At 65.8% G+C, this 24,105-nt stretch carries 21 protein-coding genes, 1 tRNA gene and 1 pseudogene; 8 read left to right on the top strand and 15 right to left on the bottom strand.

All coding sequences use genetic code 11. From position 1 onward, the window contains the following. Positions 1-192: 192 nt before the first annotated feature. The 9 genes from U4Z64_RS06945 to U4Z64_RS06905 form a co-directional block, all read right to left on the bottom strand. A complete protein-coding gene (locus U4Z64_RS06945; protein ID WP_044848002.1) occupies positions 193-549 on the bottom strand; it encodes a hypothetical protein in 357 nt (118 codons plus the stop codon). A 321-nt stretch (positions 550-870) separates the two neighbouring features. Beyond that, positions 871-1,203 carry a cytochrome o ubiquinol oxidase subunit IV gene (gene cyoD / locus U4Z64_RS06940; protein ID WP_321819530.1) on the bottom strand — a complete coding sequence of 111 codons (333 nt, stop codon included), beginning with the start codon at positions 1,201-1,203 and terminating at the stop codon, positions 871-873. Continuing rightward, complete coding sequence (gene cyoC, locus U4Z64_RS06935; protein WP_044847968.1) at positions 1,204-1,812, bottom strand: cytochrome o ubiquinol oxidase subunit III; 609 nt, start codon at positions 1,810-1,812, stop codon at positions 1,204-1,206. It abuts the gene before it with no gap. Continuing rightward, the gene (gene cyoB, locus U4Z64_RS06930) at positions 1,812-3,818 is read right to left on the bottom strand and encodes a cytochrome o ubiquinol oxidase subunit I (protein ID WP_321801176.1); all 2,007 of its coding nucleotides are present in this window, start codon (positions 3,816-3,818) and stop codon (positions 1,812-1,814) included. The genes cyoC and cyoB overlap by 1 nt, the downstream gene beginning before the upstream one ends. Positions 3,819-3,821: 3 nt before the next feature. After that, positions 3,822-4,709, bottom strand: a complete 888-nt coding sequence (cyoA, locus tag U4Z64_RS06925) for a ubiquinol oxidase subunit II (RefSeq protein ID WP_044847970.1) — start codon at positions 4,707-4,709, stop codon at positions 3,822-3,824. A 321-nt stretch (positions 4,710-5,030) separates the two neighbouring features. Beyond that, positions 5,031-6,560, bottom strand: coding sequence for an NADH-quinone oxidoreductase subunit M (locus tag U4Z64_RS06920; RefSeq protein ID WP_321819529.1), 1,530 nt, complete (start codon positions 6,558-6,560; stop codon positions 5,031-5,033). Between the two features lie 450 nt (positions 6,561-7,010). Further along, positions 7,011-8,384, bottom strand: a complete 1,374-nt coding sequence (locus tag U4Z64_RS06915; protein ID WP_321819528.1) for a hypothetical protein — start codon at positions 8,382-8,384, stop codon at positions 7,011-7,013. 185 nt (positions 8,385-8,569) lie between these two features. Next, positions 8,570-8,663: transfer RNA gene (locus U4Z64_RS06910), tRNA-Ser, on the bottom strand. A gap of 111 nt (positions 8,664-8,774) precedes the next feature. Next, positions 8,775-10,028 (bottom strand): aspartate kinase, encoded by a 1,254-nt coding sequence (locus U4Z64_RS06905; RefSeq protein ID WP_321819527.1) that lies wholly within the window; start codon positions 10,026-10,028, stop codon positions 8,775-8,777. Here U4Z64_RS06905 and U4Z64_RS37590 point away from each other — a divergent pair. Continuing rightward, a pseudogene (locus U4Z64_RS37590) lies at positions 10,011-10,248 on the top strand (hypothetical protein); the annotation flags it as partial. The gene U4Z64_RS06905 and the pseudogene U4Z64_RS37590 sit on opposite strands and share 18 nt — an antisense overlap. A gap of 122 nt (positions 10,249-10,370) precedes the next feature. Here the strand turns inward: U4Z64_RS37590 and tilS are convergent. The 4 genes from tilS to cysS all read right to left on the bottom strand — a co-directional run bounded on the left by tilS (position 10,371) and on the right by cysS (position 15,202). Then, the gene (tilS, locus tag U4Z64_RS06900; RefSeq protein WP_321819526.1) at positions 10,371-11,777 is read right to left on the bottom strand and encodes a tRNA lysidine(34) synthetase TilS; all 1,407 of its coding nucleotides are present in this window, start codon (positions 11,775-11,777) and stop codon (positions 10,371-10,373) included. A 43-nt stretch (positions 11,778-11,820) separates the two neighbouring features. Further along, positions 11,821-12,792, bottom strand: a complete 972-nt coding sequence (locus U4Z64_RS06895) for an acetyl-CoA carboxylase carboxyltransferase subunit alpha (protein ID WP_006478433.1) — start codon at positions 12,790-12,792, stop codon at positions 11,821-11,823. A gap of 99 nt (positions 12,793-12,891) precedes the next feature. Further along, positions 12,892-13,761 carry a DNA-3-methyladenine glycosylase family protein gene (locus U4Z64_RS06890; protein WP_124488283.1) on the bottom strand — a complete coding sequence of 290 codons (870 nt, stop codon included), beginning with the start codon at positions 13,759-13,761 and terminating at the stop codon, positions 12,892-12,894. 43 nt (positions 13,762-13,804) lie between these two features. After that, positions 13,805-15,202 (bottom strand): cysteine--tRNA ligase, encoded by a 1,398-nt coding sequence (gene cysS, locus U4Z64_RS06885; protein ID WP_044847975.1) that lies wholly within the window; start codon positions 15,200-15,202, stop codon positions 13,805-13,807. A gap of 234 nt (positions 15,203-15,436) precedes the next feature. Here cysS and U4Z64_RS06880 point away from each other — a divergent pair, with 234 nt between their 5' ends. From U4Z64_RS06880 to U4Z64_RS06865, 4 genes are all read left to right on the top strand, one after another. Continuing rightward, positions 15,437-16,159, top strand: a complete 723-nt coding sequence (locus tag U4Z64_RS06880) for a tetratricopeptide repeat protein (protein WP_321819525.1) — start codon at positions 15,437-15,439, stop codon at positions 16,157-16,159. 39 nt (positions 16,160-16,198) lie between these two features. Continuing rightward, positions 16,199-16,774 carry a peptidylprolyl isomerase gene (locus tag U4Z64_RS06875; RefSeq protein ID WP_012364186.1) on the top strand — a complete coding sequence of 192 codons (576 nt, stop codon included), beginning with the start codon at positions 16,199-16,201 and terminating at the stop codon, positions 16,772-16,774. Positions 16,775-16,862: 88 nt separating this feature from the next. After that, the gene (locus tag U4Z64_RS06870; protein ID WP_006483987.1) at positions 16,863-17,354 is read left to right on the top strand and encodes a peptidylprolyl isomerase; all 492 of its coding nucleotides are present in this window, start codon (positions 16,863-16,865) and stop codon (positions 17,352-17,354) included. A 26-nt stretch (positions 17,355-17,380) separates the two neighbouring features. Further along, positions 17,381-18,181, top strand: a complete 801-nt coding sequence (locus U4Z64_RS06865; protein ID WP_044847977.1) for a UDP-2,3-diacylglucosamine diphosphatase — start codon at positions 17,381-17,383, stop codon at positions 18,179-18,181. Between the two features lie 48 nt (positions 18,182-18,229). Here the strand turns inward: U4Z64_RS06865 and cysE are convergent, their stop codons facing one another. Together cysE and U4Z64_RS06855 are read right to left on the bottom strand one after the other, a co-directional pair. After that, positions 18,230-19,003 carry a serine O-acetyltransferase gene (gene cysE, locus U4Z64_RS06860; protein WP_044847978.1) on the bottom strand — a complete coding sequence of 258 codons (774 nt, stop codon included), beginning with the start codon at positions 19,001-19,003 and terminating at the stop codon, positions 18,230-18,232. Positions 19,004-19,330: 327 nt separating this feature from the next. Then, positions 19,331-20,155 carry an RNA methyltransferase gene (locus U4Z64_RS06855; RefSeq protein WP_321819524.1) on the bottom strand — a complete coding sequence of 275 codons (825 nt, stop codon included), beginning with the start codon at positions 20,153-20,155 and terminating at the stop codon, positions 19,331-19,333. Positions 20,156-20,435: 280 nt separating this feature from the next. On the opposite strand from U4Z64_RS06855, the gene U4Z64_RS06850 reads away from it, so the two are divergent. The 3 genes from U4Z64_RS06850 (at position 20,436) to U4Z64_RS06840 (ending at position 24,042) form a co-directional block, all read left to right on the top strand. Next, positions 20,436-21,239 (top strand): inositol monophosphatase family protein, encoded by an 804-nt coding sequence (locus tag U4Z64_RS06850; protein ID WP_044847980.1) that lies wholly within the window; start codon positions 20,436-20,438, stop codon positions 21,237-21,239. Positions 21,240-21,305: 66 nt separating this feature from the next. Next, positions 21,306-22,928 (top strand): NAD(P)/FAD-dependent oxidoreductase, encoded by a 1,623-nt coding sequence (locus U4Z64_RS06845; RefSeq protein ID WP_124522119.1) that lies wholly within the window; start codon positions 21,306-21,308, stop codon positions 22,926-22,928. A 208-nt stretch (positions 22,929-23,136) separates the two neighbouring features. Next, on the top strand, positions 23,137-24,042 hold the full coding sequence (locus U4Z64_RS06840; RefSeq protein ID WP_321819523.1) for an AraC family transcriptional regulator: 906 nt from the start codon (positions 23,137-23,139) through the stop codon (positions 24,040-24,042). Positions 24,043-24,105: the final 63 nt, after the last annotated feature.

Here is a 24,105-nt window from a genome sequence, read left to right as displayed (position 1 = left end):
GGGATGGAACGTGGGTCGATTCTACCCATTCAATTCGACGTCGAGCCAACTTGCGGGTTTTCGCGCACGGCACCGGCGCGTTGCGGCTGCCGCGTGCGACTCGCACCGGCAAAGAAAAACCGCCCGGTGTTCAGTTCACACGGGCGGTTTTCCTTCGAGGCGCGCACGCATCGCGCGTGCGCCGCAGATCGATCAGCGCCAGCCGTTGTGACGGCCGTTGTCCCAGTGACCGCGATCGCCGTGCCAGCCGCGGCCATGATGGCGATACCACTCGTCGCGGCCCCAGTAGCGGCGGCCGTCCCAGTAGCGATCGCCGTGCCAGCCGATCACGATCGCCGGGGCCGGCGCGTAGACGGGCGCCGGCGCATACACGGGCGCCGGCTGGTAGACGACCGGCGGAGGCGGCGGCGCATACACGGGCGCGGGTGCGACGTAGACCGGAGCCGGCACGCCGACGTTGATCCCGACATTGACTCCCGCCATTGCTGCGCCCGACACGAGCAAGGCCGTCATACCGGTCAAGAGCGAGGCAATACGCAAAGTCTTCATGGATTCCTCTTCGAGTTGTTTCATGTGTGATTCGACTATAACGGCACGCACAGTCTGCGCATATTTCAAGTTTGTAAGAACTGATGCGCTGCATCGCACGTGGAAGCGTCCGCTAACGTCTTGTAACAATTGACGCGCTGCCGCGACGTCCGCTCCGCCGTTTCCTGAAACATCTTTCATCCTGGCCCGCGCCGCGTCGAGCGACGCCACGCACACCGCGCGGCCACAATGACAAAGGCGGCACTCGCGTGCCGCCTTTGATGCATGAAAGCGCATGGAGATCGTCCGCTGCGCCGCGATGCCGCTCAGCCGCTCACGGGCTCAGCGCGACATCATGTTCATGCTGACGTTGTGCATCACCCACAGCGTGCCGACGATCAGGATCGCCGCCGTCAGCACGGTGTAGCTGAACGCCATCACGTTCCAGCGTTGGCCGGACGAACCGTTCATGTGCAGGAAGTACACGAGGTGCACGACGATCTGCACGAATGCGAGCACGGCGAGCGCGATCAGCGATGCGTGCGGCGACAGCACGCCGCCCATCACGAGGCCGAACGACGCGGCCGTGAGCAGCACCGACAGGATGAAACCGGCGACATAGCCGCCGACGCTGCCGAGCCCTTCTTCGAGTTGCGACGAATGCGAATGGGCCATTTAGATCACGCTCGCGAGATAGACAAAGGAAAACACGCAGATCCACACGATGTCGAGGAAGTGCCAGAAGAGGCTCAGGCACGTCAGACGCCGCAGGTCGCGATCGGTCAGGTCGCCGCCGCGCAGCACGATCTGCCCGGCGAGCACGATCATCCACACGAGGCCGGCCGTCACGTGCAGCCCGTGCGTGCCGACCAGCGTGAAGAACGCCGACAGGAACGCGCTGCGCTGCGGGCCCGCGCCTTCCGCGATCAGGTGCGAGAACTCGCGCAGCTCCATCGCGAGGAACGCCGCGCCGAGCACGAACGTCACCGCGAGCCACGCGAGCAGCGCGCCGCGCCGCTGCTTGTAGGCGGCCAGCATCGCGAAGCCGTAGGTGATGCTCGACAGCAGCAGCGCGGCGGTTTCCACCGCGACGCCCGGAATGTCGAACAGGTCCTTCGCGGTCGGACCGCCCGCGTACTGGTTGCCGAGCACCGCGAACGTCGCGAACAGCGCCGCGAAGATCACGCAGTCGGTCATCAGGTACAGCCAGAAGCCGAACACCGAGTGCGACGGCGGATGGTCGTCGTGCTCGAGCAGGGTTGCGCTCAGGGTTTTCTGCAACATCAGTTGGTCTCCAGTTCCACGTCGTCGACACGCGTGGCCACGCGCGCCGCCGGTTGCTTCTCTTCGATCCTGCGCACCTTCGACGCCGGGATGTAGTAGCCGTCGTTGTCACGCGAGCTGTAGACCACGAGCGTCGCGACGATGCCGACCAGGCCGCCGATCGCCATCCACCAGATGTGCCACACCAGCGCGAAGCCCAGCACCAGGCTGAAGACCGCGACCACGAGACCCGCGCACGTATTCGACGGCATGTGGATGTCGCGGATCGCCGCCGGGTTCGGCCGGCCGTCGCCGCGTGCCTTCATGTCGGCGTACGCGTCGAGCGTGCGCACCTGCGGGATCACCGCGAAGTTGTACTCGGCCGGCGGCGACGAGGTCGCCCATTCCAGCGTGCGGCCGCCCCACGGGTCGCCCGTGGTGTCGCGATATGCCGGCAGGTTGCGGTTGCGGATGCTGACCACCAGTTGCAGCAGCTGGCACGCGATGCCGATCGCGATCAGCACGGCGCCGAACGCGGCGACCAGCAGCCACGGATGCCACGCCGGATTGTCGTAGTGGTTCAGGCGCCGCGTCATGCCCATGAAGCCGAGCACGTAGAGCGGCACGAACGCGACGTAGAAGCCGACCTGCCAGAACCAGAACGCGGCCTTGCCGAGCTTCTCGTTCAGCTTGAAGCCGAACGCCTTCGGGAACCAGTAGTTGAAGCCCGCGAGATAGCCGAACAGCACGCCGCCGATGATCACGTTGTGGAAGTGCGCGATCAGGAACAGGCTGTTGTGCAGCACGAAGTCCGCGCCCGGGATCGCCATCATCACGCCGGTCATGCCGCCGAGCGTGAACGTGACCATGAAGCCGATCGTCCACAGCACCGGCGTCGTGAATTCGATCCGGCCGCGGTACATCGTAAACAGCCAGTTGAACACCTTCACGCCGGTCGGGATCGCGATGATCATCGTCATGATGCCGAAGAACGCGTTCACGTTCGCACCGGAGCCCATCGTGAAGAAGTGATGCAGCCACACGAGGAACGACAGCACCATGATCGCGCAGGTCGCGTACACCATCGTCTTGTAGCCGAACAACGGCTTCTTCGAGAACGTCGCGATGACTTCCGAGAAGATGCCGAACGCCGGCAGGATCAGGATGTACACCTCCGGATGGCCCCACGCCCAGATCAGGTTCAGGTACAGCATCGCGTTGCCGCCGGCTTCGTTCGTGAAGAAGTGCATGCCGAGGTAGCGGTCGAGGCCGAGCAGCGCGAGCGTCGCGGTCAGGATCGGGAACGACGCCATGATCAGCACGTTCGTGCAGAGGGCCGTCCACGTGAACACCGGCATCTTCATCAGCGTCATGCCCGGCGCGCGCATCTTGATGATCGTCACGAAGAAGTTCACGCCGGTCAGCAGCGTGCCGACACCCGAAATCTGCAGCGCCCACAGGTAATAGTCGACCCCTACCCCCGGGCTGAACTGCAGCTCCGACAGCGGCGGATACGCGAGCCAGCCCGTCTGCGCGAACTCGCCGATCACGAGCGAGATGTTGATCAGGATCGCGCTGACCGCCGTCATCCAGAACGACAGCGAGTTGATGAACGGGAACGCGACGTCGCGCGCGCCGATCTGCAGCGGCACGACGAGGTTCATCAGGCCGACCATGAACACCATCGCCATGAAGAAGATCATGATCACGCCGTGTGCCGTGAAGATCTGGTCATAGTGGTGCGGCGGCAGGTAGCCGGGCGCGTTGTACGCGAGCGCAAGCTGCATGCGCATCATGATCGCGTCGGCGAAGCCGCGCAGCAGCATGATCAGCGCGACGATGATGTACATCACGCCGAGTTTCTTGTGGTCGACCGTCGTCAGCCATTCCGTCCACAGCCACTTCCAGCGGCCGGTGATCGTCAGTGCGGCGAGAATGCCCAGCACGACCAGCCCCATGAAGGCGCCTGCCACCATGATGATGGGCTGATCGAACGGGATCGCCGCCAGTGTGAGTTTGCCGAACATGCGTTACCCCTTCGTGCCGCAGGCGGCGTCCTTCAGATCGAGGACGTGGCCATCGTTGTATTTCGCGATGATGTTGTGGAAGAGCCGCGGATCGACCGACGAGAAGTAGCGCACGGGCGCCTTCTCGCTCGGCTGCGCGACGGTGCCGTACACGGTCGCGTCGAGCCGGTCGGGCGACGCCTTGACCTTCTGCACCCACGCGTCGAACTGTTCGCGCGGCTCGGCGAGCGTGCGGAACTTCATGTCGGAGAAGCCGCGGCCGCTGAAGTTGGCGGACGTGCCCGCGTAGTCGCCGGCTTCGTCGGCGATCAGGTGCAAGCGCGTCTGCATGCCGGCCATCGCGTAGACCTGGCCGCCGAGTTGCGGAATGAAGAACGAGTTCATCACCGAATCCGACGTGATGCGGAAATTCACCGGCGTGCCGACCGGAATCGCGAGCTGGTTCACCGACGCGATGCCGAGTTCCGGATAGATGAACAGCCACTTCCAGTCGAGCGCGACGACCTCGACGTCGATCGGCTTCACCGACGACTCGAGCGGCTTGTACGGATCGAGCTCGTGCGTGGTTTTCCACGTGAGCACGCCGAGGAACAGGATGATCAGCGTCGGCACCGTCCAGATCACGACCTCGATCGCGGTCGAGTGCGACCAGTTCGGCGCGTAGGCGGCGTTGCGGTTCGATGCGCGGTAACGCCACGCGAACCACAGCGTGAGCAGGATCACCGGCACGACGACGATCAGCATCGCCCATGTCGAGGTCGCGATCAGCGCCTTTTCGGCGGCCCCGACGCTTCCTTTCGGATTTAGTACATCTAAATTACAGCCTGACAGGCTCAGCGCCGCGCCGATCGATATCAGCGCCGTCCAGCCTTTTGAAGCTCTTCTTTTCATCACACAGCCCGAGGGTCATTGAATCCGTTGCGTTTGCCCGATGCGCATTCGATCCACGAAAGTGGCCGAATCATACGTCGCGCGGGCGCGGCGAAAAACCGGTGGGTGCGACAAATCATCATTGCAGAATCCGCAGTGAGACAGATTGTCGCGGGGCAATTTCACGCAGCCGGGAGGCGGCCGCGGGCCTCACGCCGAGGGCCTTGAGACGGCCGAAATCGTCGGAAGCCGCGGGCTCGTGTCCGCCCTGCCCCGATGAATGCGCGCGCAACGAGGTCCGCATCGGCACGCGATGCGGACCTCGTGCGCGGCGTCACGCGCTCAGCCGTGCGCCGCGGCCATGTACGCCGGCTGCGCCGGTGCGCCGCCATCGCCGGCCGGAAGCTTCGAACGGCTCGCTTCCTCGATCAGCCGTGCGACGGTCGGATCGATCGCGTCGGTGAACGGCTTCGGATCGACGCCCACCATCAGCACGATCAGCGCGAGCGACGCGAACATCACGATCTCGCGGCGGCTCAGGTCGGCGAGCTTCGCGATACGCGGACCCGCGATCTTGCCGAACACGACGCGCTTCACCATCCACAGCGTGTACGACGCGCTGAGGATCAGCGTGAGCGCCGCGATCGCGCCGATCCAGAAGTTGACGCGGATCGCGCCCATGATGACCATGAACTCGCCGACGAAACCCGACGTGCCCGGCAGGCCGACGTTGGCCATCGCGAACAGCAGCGCGAACGTCGCGAAGCGCGGCATCACGCCCGCCACGCCGCCGTACGCGGCGATCTCGCGCTGCTTCGTGCGATCGACCAGCACGCTCACGCACAGCAGCATTGCGCCCGCGACGAAGCCGTACGACACGAGCTGCACGATCGCGCCTTCGACGCCGATCTGGTTGAACAGGAACAGCCCGAGCGTGACGATCCCCATGTGCGCGACCGTCGAATACGCGAGCAGCTTGCCGAGATCGGTCTGCGCGAGCGCGATCAGGCTCGCGTAGACGATCGCGAACAGCGACAGCGCGATCACGGCCGGCGCGAAGAAGTGGCTCGCGTCCGGCGTGATCGGCAGCGCGAAGCGCAGGAAGCCGTAGCCGCCGAGCTTGAGCATCGCGAGCATCAGCGCGGCACCCGTCGGGCCGTCGGTGTAGACGTCGCGCAGCCACGTATGAACCGGCCACATCGGCACCTTGACCGCGAACGCGGCGAAGAAGCCGAGGAACACCAGCAGCTGCGGCGCGAAGCCGAGCTGCAGCGTGCGCCATGCGTTCATGTCGAACGTATGCGACTTCGCGTACAGGTACAGCATCGCCATCAGCAGCAGCAGCGAACCCGCGAACGAGATGAAGAAGAACTTCACGGCCGCGTAGACGCGATGCTCCCTGCCCCACGTGCCGATCAGCAGGTACAGCGGAATCAGCGTCGCCTCGAAGAAGATGAAGAACAGCAGCCCGTCCTGCGCGACGAACACGCCGACCATCAGCCCCGACAGGATCAGGAACGACGCGTAGTACTGCGCGACGCGCACCGTCACCGCTTCCCATGACGCGATCACGACGACGAGCGTCGTGAAGGCGGTCAGCACGACGAGCCACAGCGACGCGCCGTCGATCCCGACACGCCAGCCGGCGTTGAAGGCCGCCAGCCAGTTGCGGGTTTCGGCGAACTGCATCGCGGCCGAGTGCGAATCGAAACCGGTGACGAGCGGCACGACGGCGGCCAGCCCCGCGAGTGCGCCGACCAGCGCGATCAGCCTCGTGCGATGCGGATGACGGTCGGAACTGGCGCGCAGCAGGCACGCGCCGAACAGGATCGGAACCCAGATCGCCAGGCTCAGAAAGGGGAAATCATGCATGTCAACAGGCCTTGAGAGGGTCGCGCGCTGCATCGGAAACAGGCGTGACGAAGGAAACGAAATCAAATCGACAGATAGATTTCGCGGACCGCCAATGTTGGCAAAATGTAAAGCGGAATCAGGGCAAAGCTTGACGCCGCTCAAGCGCAATCGGGTTAACCAGCATAAGGCGAATGATTATTTTTTGCATCGCAGCAGAGAAGCTTTTCACGACGCCCGGATAGATCGCTGATTTTTATGCGTAATTTTTCGTATTGTGATGCGACGCCGATCGCACGAATCGGTGCGATGCCGCATTTTTGGCCGGAAGACCGATTCTTCGGGGCGCAAGCGTGGAATGCGGGGAAGGATGAATGAGAGCGATTCAAACCTTACACGAATACTTTCATTTTTATTTCACCGACCGCCGATCACCGCGATCCGGAACACCGGAAATCGCGGCGCATTCCGTCAGCGTTGATGGCTCAGCCTGTCCCATACGCGCATCGTCACCGCGCGATAGTGGTTGTGTTGCGCGGGGAAATGGACGAAGCGGCTGTCGCGCGTCGCATAGACCGGCGATGACGCGAGCGACATCGCATCGACGATGTAGCGCGCGTCGATCATGCCCGCCTCCAGCAGTTCGACATAGATCGCCTGCTGGTCGCCGCCGCTCGCATAGACCGACGACCGATCGCCGATGCGCTCGATGCGCACGCATATGCGTTCGACCAGTTCGCGCATCGGCGCGACGTTGCGCACGCCGATCATGCACGAGTTGATCGCCCAGGCCGTGTGGTCGGTGCCGATCACGAAATCGCGGCCGTCGATCACGCCGTCGACCGTCTGGCGCTGGTCGATCGCGAGGATATCGGCGTCGACCCAGAACACGAACGCGTGATCCGGCAGATGTTCGCGAATCAGGTGCAGCTTCGCCCAGTTCGCATCGACGCCGGCCGGCAGGAACGCGGGCGGTTCGCGATACGCGTGGTACGCATAGCCGTGTCGCGTGCAGTAGCGAACGAAGTTCTCTTCGTGAAGATCGCCGTAACCGGCGATGTGCGACGTGTGCAGGCTCACGAACGCAATGCTTGCATGCGGGTTCAGGTGCCGCACCGGCTCGCGCGGCCGTTCCTGCGCGGTGCGCCAGTCGTCCATCGCGCGCGGCTGCTCGCCCCGCTGGACACGCGCCGCGTCGTCGACGAGCGCGAGCACGTAGCGAAAGTCGTAGTCGGGCGTCGGCGCCCATACGCCATCGATCTGCTGCCATTCGGGCGCCTGGTGCGCCACGAGCGGATGCGCGCCGACGACCGCGTCGATCGCTAGCCCGTCGCGCCATACCGTCTGGGCCGACGCGAAATGGCCGGTCGCGAGCGGCTGGTCGAACGGCAGCGGCGGGAAGTGCTCGGCAAGCAGCGTCGCCTCGCATGCGTGTTGCCGCTCGGGCAGGCGCATCGCCCACTTGCCGAGCTCGACCACCAGCTTGCGCAAGCACTCGCGCACGTCGGGCACGTTGCGAAAGATCATGCCGCTCGCGGCGGGCAACGACGACTTCGAGGTCTGCGTCGTGACGATCGCGTCATAACCGTCCGCGACGGCCGGCAACGCATGCTGGCCGAACACGACCGAGAACGGATCGAGGACGAGCAGCAACGCGCCCTGCTCCATCGCGACGAGCTGCGCGATGATCGCGTGGTACTTGTGCAGCACCTGCTGGCGCTCGCCGTACACGTGCGTGCCGTCGACGATCGCGTGCCGGTAGCCGTGGGCTCGCGCGTAACGTTCGTGATTGTCGACGAGCCCGTCGACGGGACGGTGCGAAAGGATGGTCAGTACGGAATGCATGCGTGCCGGAACTCCCGATTGAGCCGCGCGAGGCGATACGCCTATTTAGCGCATGAGCGCCGCCCGAGTCGAGCATTGATTGGCTGTCCGGACGAAGCGTGGCGCCGGGCGGTGCGTGCGGAAACGACGCCGGAAAAGAAAAAGCCCCGCAAGTCCGAGAACTTGCGGGGCTTTGTCACCGCTTTTGGCGGAGACGGAGGGATTCGAACCCTCGATCCAGGTTTTGGCCCAGATGCTCCCTTAGCAGGGGAGTGCCTTCGACCTCTCGGCCACGTCTCCCAAACTTTCGCTCGCACCAGGGAGGCAGTGCGACGAGAACGAGATAATATAGGGTTTCGAACCGTGCGTCAATTTCCGTGATGCATTTTCTTCAATGCATCACGAAAAAATTCACGCGGCCTGGTCGAGTTCGAATGCCTTGTGCAGCGCGCGGACGGCCAGCTCCATGTATTTCTCGTCGATCAGCACCGAAATCTTGATTTCGGACGTCGAGATCATCTGGATGTTGATGCCCTCTTCCGACAGCGTGCGGAACATCTTGCTCGCGACGCCCACGTGCGAACGCATGCCGACGCCGACGACCGACACCTTCGACACCTTCGGGTCGCCCTGCACGCGCTCGGCGCTCACATGGCCCTGCACCTGGTTGGTGAGGATGTCCATCGCCTTCTGGTAGTCGCCGCGGCCGACCGTGAACGTGAAGTCCGTCTTCCCTTCGACGCTCTGGTTCTGGATGATCATGTCGACGTCGACGTTCGCGTCGGCGACCGGGCCGAGGATCTGATACGCGATGCCCGGCTTGTCGGGCACGCCCATCACCGCAATGCGTGCTTCGTCGCGCTGGAACGCGATGCCGGAAATGACTGCCTTTTCCATGGTCTCGTCTTCTTCAAAAGTAATCAGGGTGCCCGAGCGCATTTCTTCGTCGAGCGCAATCAGCGGATCGGTCAGGCTCGACAGCACGCGCGTCTTCACCTGGTATTTGCCGGCGAATTCGACCGAGCGGATCTGCAGGACCTTCGAGCCGAGGCTGGCCATTTCCAGCATTTCCTCGAACGTCACGCGATCGAGGCGTCGCGCCTCTTCGACCACGCGCGGGTCGGTCGTGTAGACGCCGTCGACGTCCGTATAGATCAGGCACTCTTCGGCATCCAGCGCGGCCGCGACCGCCACCGCCGACGTGTCCGAGCCGCCGCGGCCCAGCGTCGTGATGTGGCCGTCCGGATCGACGCCCTGGAAGCCCGTGATGATCACGACCTTGCCGGCGTTCAGATCGGCCTTCACGCGCTCGTCGTCGATCGAGTGGATGCGCGCCTTCGTGAACGCGCTGTCCGTCTTGATCGGCACTTGCCAGCCGGCATAGCTCACGGCCTCGACGCCGATTTCCTGCAGCGCGATCGACAGCAGGCCGACGCTGACCTGCTCGCCGGTCGACGCGATCATGTCGAGCTCACGCGGGCTCGGCTGGCTCGAAATCTCTTTCGCGAGACCGAGCAGACGGTTGGTTTCGCCGGACATCGCGGACGGCACGACCACCAGCTGGTGCCCGGCCTGATGCCATTTTGCGACGCGTTTCGCGACGTTCTTGATGCGCTCGACCGAGCCCATCGAAGTGCCGCCGTATTTGTGTACGATGAGTGCCATTGTCGTTCTGAACTGGAGGAGAAGCCGCACGGGCGCGCTGGGCAGGCCGCGTTGCCGTTCGGTCACGCGGCTTGTGGCTGTGGACGGACGACGAGGGGGACGGCTGGGACGCAACACGCAAGCGTGACGGATTTTGCCCGGAAGGCCGATCAGGCCGCGCAAACCGGGTACGTCACGCGGAAAACCTGCACAAATCGCTCAAAAATCGAGCCGAGCAAACGACCGAGCGTACCCGATAGAGGCCCGCTTGACAAGCCGCTCGCCGGTTCGGCAAGCGTTCCGGCGCTGTTTACCAAATGGTGAAAACCGGCGCGCGATCGCGCGGCGGCAAGCGTGTCGCCGCTATGCGATCAGCAGGTCGGGACGCCACTCGATCCGGCGCCATCCGCCGTCGCCAGATAGCCCATCGCCGTGGTTCACGCCGAGCCGCGGCACGTAGACGAGCCGGTCGCCCGCAAACAACAGCGGCACGTCGCGCTGCCAGGCCGGCACGCCGCGCTCCTGGAACAGGTTCTTCAGCGTGCGGCCCGGGCCGCCGGGCGACGTGCGCAGCCGCTCGCCGCCCGCGCGGGCACGCGCGGCGAGCGTCGCGCCGCGCAGCAGCGCCTCCGGCACCGCACCGTCGCTGCCGGCCTCGGCCGGCGCGAACACGAACGTGCCGCGCCATGCCGGCACGCGCCAGACTTCCTGGCCGTCCCACGCGAGCGAGGATTCGGGATGCGGCGTTCCGGTGCCGTCGTCGGCCGGCTCGGCGCTGTCGCCCGCCTCCCAGTACACGGTGTCGCGATAGAGCCGCAGGCACTGCCCCGCGTGATCGACCCGCAGCGCATGTGCGTCGTGCGCGGCGCGCAGCTGCCGCATCATGTTCGCCAGCCGCCCCGCCGACGCACCGGGCAGCCCGAGCCGGCGCATCCAGAAACGCAGCAGGTTGGCGCCGCGCGTATCGTCGAACGAGACCAGCGCATCGCGCGACAGCGCGCGGCCGTCGTCGCGCGCTGCGCCGGCGAAATCCAGTTCGGCGAGATCGTCGAGCAGCCGCTGCGCGGCGGCCGCATGCTGGGCCGCGCGGCCCAGCGCATCGCGAAAACCCGGGAAATGCACGGCGAGCGCCGGCAGCACGTCGATGCGCAGCGCATTGCGCGCGTAGCGCGTGTCGCCGTTCGATTCGTCGTCGACCCACGTCAGCGCGCGCTGCGCCGCATAGCGCTCCAGTTGCGCGCGCAACAATCGCAGCAGCGGCCGCACGCGCTCGACGCTTGCGCCGTCAGGCCGATAACGCGGTGCCATCGCGGCCAGGCCCGCGATCCCCGCGCCGCGCAACAGCTGAAGCAGCACGGTCTCCGCCTGGTCGTCCGCATGCTGTGCGACCCAGAGCGCGGCCACGCCGTGGCGCTCGCACATCGCGTCGAGCGCCGCATAGCGGCGCTCGCGCGCGGTCGCCTCGATGCCGAGGCCGCTGTCGCGCGGCACATCGACACGCTCCGACTCGAACGCGACGCCAAGTTGCCCGGCCGTCGCCTGCGCATGCGCGACCCATGCGTCGGCGTTCGCGCTCAGGCCGTGGTGCACGTGCAGCGCGACGCAACGCGCGGCGCCCGCCACACGCACGGCCGCGTCGAGCAGCACCGTCGAGTCGAGGCCGCCGCTGTACGCGATCGCGATGCGCGCATCGGCCGGCAGATCGGCAAGCGCAACGCCGACCGCGTCGAGGACGACGCGGTCGGCGGAGAATTCGGTCGGGGGGATCACGAACGAGACGCGCGCCGGACGGCGCGCGATACGAACACGCCGGTCATGCGCCGGGCGTGGTTTCCTTGAACTTGCCGTAGGCCATCAGGCGCTCGAAGCGGCGCTCGCGCAGCGCATCGATGCTCATGCCCTGGAACTGGCGCAGCGAATCGGCGAGCGCACGGCGCAGCAGCGCGGCCATGCCCTTCGGATCGCGGTGCGCGCCGCCGAGCGGCTCGTTGATGATCTTGTCGATCAGGCCAAGCGCCTTCAGGCGATGCGCGGTCAGGCCCAGCGCTTCCGCGGCCTCGGGCGCCTTCGCGGCGCTCTTCCACAGGATCGACGCGCAGCCTTCCGGCGAGATCACCGAGTAGGTCGAGAACTGCAGCATCATCACGGTGTCGGCCACCGCGATCGCGAGCGCACCGCCCGAACCGCCCTCGCCGATCACGGTCGTGATGATCGGCGTCTTCAGTTCGGCCATCACGTACAGGTTGCGGCCGATCGCCTCCGACTGGCCGCGCTCTTCCGCGCCGATGCCCGGGTATGCGCCCGGCGTGTCGACGAACGTGAAGATCGGCAGCCCGAATTTCTCGGCGAGACGCATCAGCCGTTCGGCCTTGCGATAGCCTTCCGGACGCGGCATCCCGAAGTTGCGCGCGGCGCGCTCCTTCGTGTCGCGGCCCTTCTGGTGGCCGATCACCATGCACGGATGGCCGCCGAAGCGCGCGAGGCCGCCGACGATCGACAGGTCGTCCGCGAACGCGCGGTCGCCATGCAGCTCGTGAAAATCGGTAAACAGTTCCGCAACGTAATCGAGCGTGTACGGACGCTGCGGATGCCGCGCGATCTGCGAGACCTGCCACGGCGACAGGTTCGCGTAGAGGTCCTTCGTCAGTTGCTGGCTTTTCTTCGACAGCCGCTCGATTTCTTCCGAAATATCGACAGCCGAGTCGTCCTGCACGAATCGCAGCTCTTCGATCTTGGCCTCGAGTTCGGCGATCGGCTGTTCGAAATCCAGAAACGTGGTCTTCATGTGTTCGAATCCTTGGGTCTTGCGGCAGCGCGTATTCTACCCGCGCGGGCGACGTGCAAAACCGGCTCTCAACTATTGATGTTTAAAACCCGATAGCCGTCAATCGGCGTCGGCGTCCGGTGCGTCGAGGCTGCGCCACATGTACCAGGTCGCGACGGTACGCCACGGCTCCCAGTTGGCGGCCACTTCACGCGCCTCGCTGCGCGTGACGGGCTCCCCGCTGAAGTAATTGACGCTGATCGCGCGGATCAGGCCCGGATCGTCGAGCGGCAGCACGTCCGGCCGCGACAGGTTGAAGATCAGGAACATCTCGGCCGTCCAGCGACTGATGCCGCGGATCTGCGTGAGTTCCGCGATCACGTCCTCGTCGTCCATCGACGTCCATTTGTCGACGTGCAGCGCGCCCGACACGAAGTGTTGCGCGAGATCGAGAATATATTCCGTCTTGCGCTTCGACAGCCCGCACGCGATCAGCTTGTCCGCGCCGAGCCGGATGACCGGCTGCGGTGCGAGTTTCGGACACGCATCCTCGATGCGCGCCCACAGCGCCTGCGCGGACGGCACCGATATCTGCTGGCCGACGACCGAACGCGCGAGCGTGACGAACGGGTCGCCGCGCTTCACGAGATGCGCGGGGCCGAATTTCGGGATCAGCTTCTTCAGGATGCGGTCGCGCTTGACGAGATCGGCGCTCGCTTTATCCCAGTACGCGGGACGCACGACGCCATCGGCGCCGTCGACTGCCGCATCGGCTGCCCGCACCTTGCGGGCCGCGTCGGCGGCCGCCATCGCGACCTCCGGCTGCGCCGCGTCCACGCCCTTCGCGCGCGCGGGCTTTGCATGACCGTTGAGCGCGCCGTTCGGCACGGCGCGCGTCGCGTCCGCCTTCGCGGCTGGCGCGCGCTTGGCTGCCGGACGCGCGGCGAGCGGAGTCGCACGCCTGACCGGCGCTTTTCTGGCCGTTGCCATCCTGCCTCCTACCTGACGGATCGGTCAGTGGAACGCATCGCGCTCATACGCGACGCCATTCGGTCGATCCGCCCGGTTTGTCTTCAAGTGCGATACCGGCGTCGAGCAGTTCCGCCCGAATCCGGTCCGCTTCGGCATAGTCCTTCGCTTGCTTCGCCGCGACACGCGCGGCGATCTTCGCTTCGATTTCGTCGGCTGCGAGCCCGCCCGCCTGCGCGGCACCGGTGCCCTGCTGCAGGAACGCGCGCGGTTCGCGGCCGAGCAGGCCCAGGAGGCCGGCCAGTTGTTTCAGTTGCCGCGCGAGCGATGCATCGCGCGTGCGATTGACTTCACCCGCCAGTTCGAACAGCGTCGCCACCGCGACCGGCGTGTTGATGTCGTCGTTCATCGCGGCCGCGAAACGCTGCGCGTGCGGCTCGTTCCAGTCGAGCGCGAGCGTGTCGGGCTCGACATCCTTCAGCGCCGTGTACAGGCGCGTGAGCGACGCGCGCGCGTCGTCGAGATGCACGTCGCTGTAGTTGAGCGGCGACCGGTAGTGCGTGCGCACGATGAAGAAGCGCATGACCTCGGCGTCGTACCGCTCGAGCACTTCGCGGATCGTGAAGAAGTTGCCGAGCGATTTCGACATCTTCTCGTTGTCGACCTGCACGAAGCCGTTGTGCATCCAGTAGTTGACGAACGTCTGGCCGGTCGCGCCCTCGCTCTGCGCGATCTCGTTCTCGTGGTGCGGGAATTGCAGATCCTGCCCGCCGCCGTGGATGTCGAAATGCTCGCCGAGCAGCGTGCAGCCCATCGCCGAGCACTCGATGTGCCAGCCCGGCCGGCCCATCCCGTACTTCGATGCCCATGACGCACCGTCGGGCTCGTCCTCCTTCGCGCGCTTCCACAGCACGAAGTCGAGCGGATCCTGCTTCGCATCGTTTGCGGCTACGCGTTCGCCCGCGCGCAGGTCGTCGAGCGACTTGCCCGACAGCTTCCCGTAGTTCGCGAACTTGCGCACCGAATAGTTGACGTCGCCGTCGCTCGCCTGGTACGCGTAGCCGTTCGCCTCGAGCTTCTCGATCATCCCGAGCATCTGCGGAATGAACTGCGTCGCGCGCGGCTCGATGTCCGGACGCTGGATGCCGAGCGCCGCCTCATCCTCGTGCATCGCGCCGATGAACCGGTCGGTCAGCGACTTGATCGTCTCGCCGTTCTCGACCGCGCGGCGGATGATCTTGTCCTCGATGTCGGTGATGTTGCGCACGTACGTGACCCGGTAGCCGATCGCACGCAGCCAGCGCTGGACGAGGTCGAACACGACCAGCATGCGCGCGTGGCCCACGTGACAATAGTCGTAGACGGTAATCCCGCATACGTACATCCGCACTTCGCCTGACTGGCGCGGCACGAAAACTTGCTTGTCACGCGCGAGCGTGTTGTAGATGCGCAGTGATTCCATAGAGATGAACCGTGAGCCGAAGGAAACCGCCCTGGCGAAGCTCGCCCAGCATGCGAAACGGACGGACCACCAGCTGCGGCTCGCCGCCGCGCGTCCTCGTTATCACATGGGGCGGTCAGGCTGCAAGCACAGCGGTGACGGCCACGAGAGGCAAAGAAAGACTGTCTGCCGCTCGCCGGAACGCGCAGACGTTTTGTTAGAATGGCTCGGAGTATAACATTCCGATTTACGCCTATGAAACCTCATCGCGGCCGCGCGCCGAGCGCTGCGACCCTCGTTGCGACCGCCGTCATGGGCGTCGCGCTGACGCTGTTCGCGGCCCCCGCGGCGCATGCGCAGAAGGCCCCGGCCACCGCCGACGGCACGCCCGAAATCGACGCGTCGATCTCCGGCAAGCAATGGAAACAGGCGCTCGCGCAACTCGACGCGCGCATCGCGGCGAATCCGCACGACGTGCAGGCGCAGTTCAAGCGCGGCACCGTGCTCGCCCGCCTGAACCGCGACGACGACGCGATCCAGCAGTTCGTCGCGATCACGCAGGCCTACCCCGAACTGCCCGAACCGTACAACAACCTCGCGGCGCTCTACGCGAAGCACGGCCGCTACGACGAAGCGCGCAGCGCGCTCGTCACCGCGACGCAATCGAACCCGAGCTACTCGCTCGCTTACGAAAACCTCGGCGACCTCTATCTGCGCCTCGCGGCCGAATCGTACAAGCGCGCGCAATCGCTCGGCCGCACGAGCGGCGCGACCGCCCAGCGCCTCGCCGACCTGCAGAAGATCGTGTCGCCGCCGAAGCCGGCAGCCAACGCGCGCGCCGTCACGCCGGCCACGCGCGCGTACACCGATCGCGCCGCCGCAAACGTGAGCACCACTACGCTGCCGATGTCGCCGACGTTCCAGTTCAACGGTCCGTCCGGTGCGCTGACAGCGCCGTACGTCGCGCCGTCGCAGTAAGCGGCGCAACCTTCCCTCCCTCCCAACCTGAGGATCGCAATGAAACGTCTGTTGCTGGCGCTTGGCGGCGCCGCCCTTCTCGCGACCGCGCCCGCGTTCGCGCAATCGGCCACCGCGCACCCCGTCGTGCAGCTGAAGACCTCCCAGGGCGACATCCGTGTCGAGCTCTACCCGGAGAAGGCGCCGAAGACGGTCGCCAACTTCCTCGACTACGTGAAGGCCGGCCAGTACAACGGCACGATCTTCCATCGCGTGATCAAGGGCTTCATGATCCAGGGCGGCGGCTACAAGACCAACTTCGAGGAGAAGCCGACCCGCGCGCCGATCCCGCTGGAAAGCCGCAATGGTCTGAAGAACCTGACGGGCACGATCGCGATGGCGCGTACCAGCGATCCGAACTCGGCCACCGCGCAGTTCTTCATCAACACGGTCGACAACAGCGGCCTCGACTACCCGAACCCGGACGGCAACGGCTATGCGGTGTTCGGCAAGGTCGTGTCGGGCCTCGACGTCGTGAAGAAGATCGAAGGCGTGGCGACGACCTCGCGCGGCCCGATGCAGGACGTGCCGGCCCAGCCGGTCCTGATCGAATCGGCCAGCATCGTTTCGAAATAAGCACCTGCCGGCACGTCCGGCGCCACACGCGGCCGCGTCGCACGACCGGCCGCGTGCCATTTAAACCGCCTCACCGAAGGAATTCATCATGGTTGAACTGCACACGAACCACGGCGTGATCAAGCTCGAGCTGGACGCCGCGAAGGCACCGAAGACGGTCGAGAACTTCCTCAACTACGTGAAGAAGGGCCACTATGACGGCACGGTGTTCCACCGTGTGATCAACGGCTTCATGATTCAAGGCGGCGGCTTCGAGCCGGGCCTGAAGCAGAAGCCGACCGACGCGCCGATCGACAACGAAGCGAACAACGGCCTGAAGAACGACAACTACACGATCGCGATGGCGCGCACGAACGATCCGCACTCGGCGACCGCCCAGTTCTTCATCAACGTGAACGACAACGATTTCCTGAACCACTCGTCGCCGACGCCGCAGGGCTGGGGTTACGCCGTGTTCGGCAAGGTTGTCGAAGGCCAGGACGTGGTCGACAAGATCAAGGGCGTCAAGACGGGCAACGCGGGCTTCCACCAGGACGTCCCGACCGACGACGTCGTGATCGAAAAGGCCGTGGTGGTCTGACCCACAGCCGTTACGGAGGCACTTCGATGTTGCAGGAGAGTCCGCCGCGAAGCGTCTCCGCGGGCGTGCCGGGCGAGCGCGAATACGCGCAAGCCGCACGCCCGTTCCTGTTTCTCTCCGATCTGCACCTGAGCGAGGCGATTCCGAAGACGGTCGCCGCGTTCGAGCATTTCGTGAAATACACGGCCGACAGCGCCGACTCGGTGTTCATCCTCGGCGACCTGTTCGAATACTGGATCGGCGACGACGTGCTCGACCACGATCCGTTCGCGGCACGCATGGCCGCGCTGATGCATACGTTCTCGGAGCGCGGGATCGCGCTCTACGTGATGCACGGCAACCGCGATTTCCTGCTCGGCCGGCGCTTCATGAAGGCGGCCGGCGCGATGCTGCTGCGCGACCCGGCGCTGATCACGTCGTTCGGCCAGCGCATCGTGCTCACCCACGGCGACGCGCAATGCACGGCCGATCGCGGCTATCAGATATTTCGGCGGTTTGCCCGCAATGGCGTCGCGCAGGCGCTGTTTCTCGCGTGGCCGTTCCGCTGGCGCCGCGCGCTCGCGCAACGGATGCGCTCGAACAGCGAAGCGGGCCGGATGCGCCCCGCTTCGGCGATCTACGATGTCACGCGTGAAGGCATCGCCGCGCTGTTCCGGAAGAGCCGTGCGAGCGTGATCATTCACGGCCACACGCATCGCCCCGCGCGCCACCTCGAACCAGGCGGGATTCGCTGGGTACTGCCCGACTGGGATCTCGACCACGGCATGCCGCGCGGCGGCTATCTGCGCGTGGACGCCGAAGGCATCCACGCGATGCCGCTCGACTGACGCGAGCGACACGACCGCAGCTGCCGGCGGCCGCCGGCATGCGCCGCGTTACGCCTGGCGCTCGACCGCCTTGCCTTCCAGCACCGCCGACAGCCTGCGCAGATCGAGACGCGCCGCGTCCGCACCCTGCAGCGTTTCCAGATGCGTGCCGAGCTGCTCGAGCGCCGCGACGATCTCGTCGACGCGCCGGCTTTCCTTCGCCGCGTGGTCGATCAGGCCGTGAATCGCGAGCGACATCGGGTCGTCCGCGTTCGGCGTGATCCCGTACGCGCAGAACGCGGCGCGCTCGGGCTGCGGCTTCGGTTGCGCCGGCATCACGATGCGCGCCGGATTGCCGACCGCGGTGCCGCCTGCCGGCACCGGCTTCACGACGACCGCGTTCGAACCGATCTTCGCGCCCGCGCCGACGGTGAAACCGCCGAGCACCTTCGCGCCCGCACCGACGATCACGCCGGCCTCGAGCGTCGGATGGCGCTTCGCGCCGCGCGTGAGCGACGTGCCGCCGAGCGTCACGCCCTGATAGATCGTGCAGTCGTCGCCGACGATCGCGGTTTCGCCGATCACGACACCCATCCCGTGATCGATGAACACGCGCCGGCCGATCGTCGCGCCCGGGTGGATCTCGATACCCGTCAGGAAGCGCCCGGCCTGCGACGCGAAGCGTGCGAGCCAGTAGCGCTTCGCGCGCCAGCACGCATGCGCGAAGCGATGCAGCACGAGCGCGTGCAGCCCCGGATAACAGGTCAGCACTTCCCAGGCACTGCGAGCGGCGGGATCCCGCTCGCGAATCGTCGCAACGTCTTCGCGCAGTCTGGTGAACATGATCGGGTCTGGGCTGGGGAAAAGGCCGGCACGCCCGCCGGCAACGGCCGGTCGTTATCGCGCCGGGTAATTTGCTTATGATGTTCGGCGATTGTAGGGCCACTCGCCCGCGGCCGCACAGCGTCGCGCGTTCACCCCGTCGGCGGCGCGGGTATTCGCGCGGGACGCCCGTCGTGGCCAGGTAACGCGGTTATGCGGTTATGCGGTCATCCGGTGGCCGGGCACGGACCGGGCACCCCCGTCGCGGCGGCCGATGCGACACGCCGGCTGCAGGCGGAGCGCATCCGTCGAACGCATGAGCGCCCGGCCACGGCGTACTTCGGCCGCTTACGCGTCGCCTTCGGGCGTGCCGGACTTCAGCAGGATGTGCTTCGCGATGCCGCGCAGGATGTTGACCTCCTCGCGCTCGAGGCCGGTGCGCGCGAACAGGCGCCGCAGCCGCGGCATCAGCTTCTTCGGGTTGCGCGGGTCGAGAAAATCGAGCGCGACCAGCGCATTCTCGAGGTGCGCGTACATCCGCTCGATCTCGTCGCTCTGCGCGAGCGTGCCGACCTCGGGCTGCGCGTCGCGCGGCGACTCGCTCCCCTGCTCCAGGAACGCGACACGCAGTTCATACGCGAGCACCTGCACGGCCTGCGCGAGGTTCAGCGAACTGTAGGCCGGATTCGCCGGGATATGCGCGAGCGCGCTGCACTGCTCGACGTGCTCGTTCGCAAGGCCCGTCCGTTCGTTGCCGAACACGAGCGCGATGTCACCGGTGCCGACCTGCGTGTGCGCCTGTTCGGCGGCCGCGCGCGGCGCAAGGCGCGGCGGTCCGTATTCGCGCGTGCGCGCGGTCAGCGCGATCGACCAGTGGACGCCGGACAGCGCGTCGCCGAGCGTGGGCACGACGTGCGCGGACGCGAGGACGTCGTCCGCGCCGCTCGCCATCGCGATCGCCTCGGGGTCGCTCTGCACGTGCGGCACGCGCGGCGCGACCAGGACGAGCCTGGAGAAACCCATCGTCTTCAGCGCGCGTGCGGCCGCCCCGACATTGCCGGGATGGCTCGGCTCGACGAGCACGAAACGGGTGGAAGTGAAGCCGCCGGACGGCGGCGGGGACGAAGCCGCGCCCGATTCGGACGGCACGGCGGGGTTCTGCGGGGTTTCCACTACATACGACTCGGTTCGTCAGAATGGCAGTATGGTATCGCCATCGCCCCGGCAAACCCACTCGTCCGGACGGCCAGTGGGGTTTCCCCGCATCCCGGTCACCTGAAACTCCCGAAAATCGGGTAAAATCATGCGCTTACGCGCCGCACCCCGTGCGACGCGGGTCGTACCCTGCTCTTTGTCAATTCGCGTCTCATCTCGCCCGGCACGTTTTGCGCCGTTCCGGGCGGTGTGTTCCACTTCGTGGCGGCCCGTGCCGCCGGCTACAGGATCCAGGCTCATGCATCCCATGCTCAACATCGCTGTCAAGGCTGCGCGCCGCGCCGGACAGATCATCAACCGTGCCTCCCTCGACCTCGACCTGATCGAGATCCGCAAGAAGCAGCAGAACGACTTCGTCACCGAAGTGGACAAGGCCGCCGAAGAGGCGATCATCGAGACGCTGAAGACCGCCTACCCCGACCACGCGATCCTCGCGGAAGAATCGGGCGAATCGGAGAACGAATCCGAATTCAAGTGGATCATCGATCCGCTCGACGGCACGACCAACTTCATCCACGGCTTCCCTTACTACTGCGTGTCGATCGCGCTCGAGCACAAGGGCGTCGTCACGCAGGCCGTCGTCTACGATCCGAACAAGAACGACCTGTTCACGGCCACCCGCGGCCGCGGCGCGTACCTGAACGACCGCCGCATCCGCGTCGGCCGCCGCGACCGCCTGGCGGACGCGCTGGTCGGCACGGGCTTCCCGTTCCGCGAGAAGGACGGCCTCGACGCCTACGCGCGCCTGTTCACCGAAATGACCCAGGCCTGCACGGGGCTGCGCCGCCCGGGCGCGGCCGCACTCGATCTCGCGAACGTCGCGGCCGGCCGTCTCGACGCGTTCTTCGAGCAAGGCATCAACGTGTGGGACATGGCGGCGGGCAGCCTGCTGATCACCGAAGCCGGCGGCCTCGTCGGCAACTACACGGGCGACGCCGATTTCCTGCATCGTCATGAGATCGTCGCGGCGAATCCGAAGATCTACGCGCAGATGATCCCGATCCTGAACCGCTACAGCTACATGCATCCGGCAGCGGAGTAAATCCGCGCCGCGCCCGCGCCCGTCTCAACACCGCCACGACTTCGTGGCGACCGTATCCGAATACTCATGTTACGGCTAAGCGAACTTAAACTCCCGCTCGACCACCCCGAGAGCGCCCTCGAAGCCGCGATTCGCGCGCGCCTCGCGGAGCTTGGCGTGGCGGCAGACGGGCTCCTCCGTTACACGGTGTTCCGCCGTGCGCACGATGCGCGCAAGCGCTCCGACATCAAGCTCACGTACATCGTCGATGTCGAGGTCAAGGATGAAGCGGCCGTGCTTCCGCGACTCGCCGGCACGCCGCATTGCGGCGTGACGCCCGACATGGCGTACCACTTCGTCACGAAGGCGCCCGAGCACGGCAACTTCCTGCGCCCGGTCGTCATCGGCATGGGGCCGTGCGGCCTGTTTGCGGGGCTGATCCTCGCGCAGATGGGTTTCCGCCCCATCATCCTCGAACGCGGCAAGGCCGTGCGCGAGCGCACCAAGGACACTTTCGGCCTGTGGCGCAAGAGCGTCCTCAATCCCGAGTCCAACGTGCAGTTCGGCGAAGGCGGGGCCGGGACGTTTTCCGACGGCAAGCTGTACAGCCAGATCAAGGATCCCCATCACTACGGCCGCAAGGTGCTCGACGAATTCGTCAAGGCCGGCGCGCCGGAGGACATCCTGTATCTGAGCCGGCCGCATATCGGCACGTTCCGCCTCGTCAGCATGGTGGAAAAGATGCGCGCGACCATCCACGAACTGGGCGGTGAAGTGCGCTTCGAAACCCGGGTCGAGGACATCGAGATCGATCAGGGCAAGGTGCGCTCGCTGACGCTGTCGAACGGCGAAACGCTCCGGTGCGATCACGTGGTGCTGGCCGTGGGCCACAGCGCACGCGACACGTTCCAGATGCTGCACGATCGCGGGGTGTATGTCGAAGCGAAGCCGTTCTCGCTGGGTTTCCGGATCGAACATCCGCAGGGGCTGATCGATCGCAGCCGCTTCGGCAAGTTCGCGGGCCACAAGCAGCTCGGCGCGGCCGACTACAAGGTGGTTCATCACTGCAGCAACGGACGCGCGGTCTACAGCTTCTGCATGTGCCCCGGCGGCACGGTGGTCGCGGCGACCTCCGAGCCGGGCCGCGTGGTCACCAACGGCATGAGCCAGTATTCGCGCGCCGAGCGCAACGCGAACGCGGGCATCGTCGTCGGCATCACGCCGGAGGACTATCCGGGCGGCCCGCTCGCGGGCATCGCGTTCCAGCGCAAGTGGGAAGAACGCGCGTTCGAACTCGGCGGCGGCGATTACAGCGCGCCGGGCCAGCTGGTCGGCGATTTCATCGCAGGACGGCCGTCGACGTCGCTCGGTTCCGTGGTGCCGTCGTACAAGCCGGGCGTGCGCCCGACCGACCTCAGCACCGCGCTGCCCGACTACGTGATCGAAGCCATTCGTGAAGCGCTGCCGCAGATCGACAAGAAGATCGCCGGCTTCGCGATGCACGACGCGGTGCTCACCGGCGTGGAAACGCGCACGTCATCGCCGATCCGGATCCGGCGCAAGGACAATTACCAGAGCGTGAACGTCGAAGGGTTGTATCCGGCCGGCGAAGGCGCCGGGTATGCCGGCGGCATCTATTCGGCAGCCATCGACGGTATCGAGGTCGCGCAGGCGGTGGCCCTCGATCTGATGTCGGCGCACGCGTCCTGATCTTGCCCGTCAGGCCCGGCGCACGAAGGTCCGTGCGCCGGGTGATCCAGCGGTATCTGCACCCTGCCTGACAAGGCTCGCCACGCGAAGCCCCCTCTTTGCGATGCGCCGCGGCCATTAGTGGTCAATGTGCCGAACACGGCCGATGCCAGGCCAAATTTCGCTTTGGTATACTCCGCGGCCGAATGCTCCACGTTTCCACGAATCCATGACCGCCGCACAGTCGGACAACGCGTCATCTGATTTCATGCCGGCCGACCTCAGGCAAAGCGTGGTCACGCAGACGCTGCCGCACGCCCAGGTCGGCATCAGCCGACTGCAGACATCTCGTAGAAATATTGGCCGAACCGCGCCATACGAACTTGAAGACGCCGATCTCATCGTGTTGCAATTGCGCGCGTTCGGCGAACAGGAATTGTGGCTTGACGGACGTGTTGCTCGTTTCGTCCCCTATGACGCGGGGACCGTCACGATTCACGACCTCGATCGCAACTGGGTTTCCGACCTGAAGGGGGCGTTCGACTGCATCCATTTTCACCTCCCGCGCCGAACGCTGGAGGAGACAGTCGATGAAATCGGTGGCAGGCAGCGGCCCCAGCTTTACTTGCCGCCGCATTTGAGTGCGACGGATCCGGTCATCCATCGCCTGGGCCAAGCCCTGCTCCCCGCCCTGGCGCGGCCCGAGCACGCATCCCAGCTGTTTATCGACCACGTCGCGCTCGCCTTTCAGACGCATGTCGCGCGTCTGTACGGCGGCATCGGCGAGCGGCGGGAAAAGTCGACCGGCAAACTCACGGCGTGGCAGGAGCGCGTGGCGAAAGGCTTTCTGCTCGAACACCTTACCGGCAACATCTCGATCGCCGACGTGGCGAAAGCGTGCGGCCTGTCTCGTGGCCACTTCGTCAAGGCCTTTCATCAGACCACCGGGTTACCGCCCCATCGCTGGCTGATCAATCAGCGCATCGAACGCGCAATGATGTACATGCGCACATCGTCGATGCCGCTGCAAATGATCTCGGATGCATGCGGCTTCGCCGACCAGAGCCACTTCACGAGAACATTCACGCGCGTGACCGGTGTTACGCCGCGTCGTTGGCGCATGGACAACGTTTGAGGAGCGTGGCCGACGCGAGCTTTGCGCGTCGCATGAACGCCCGACCCGCCACCGCACCTGCCG

It is taken from the genome of Burkholderia sp. BCC1996 (assembly GCF_905339955.1).
GTDB lineage: Bacteria > Pseudomonadota > Gammaproteobacteria > Burkholderiales > Burkholderiaceae > Burkholderia.
Note: the sequence above shows the minus strand (reverse complement) of the source record. Positions and strands in the feature narration are given on the sequence as shown.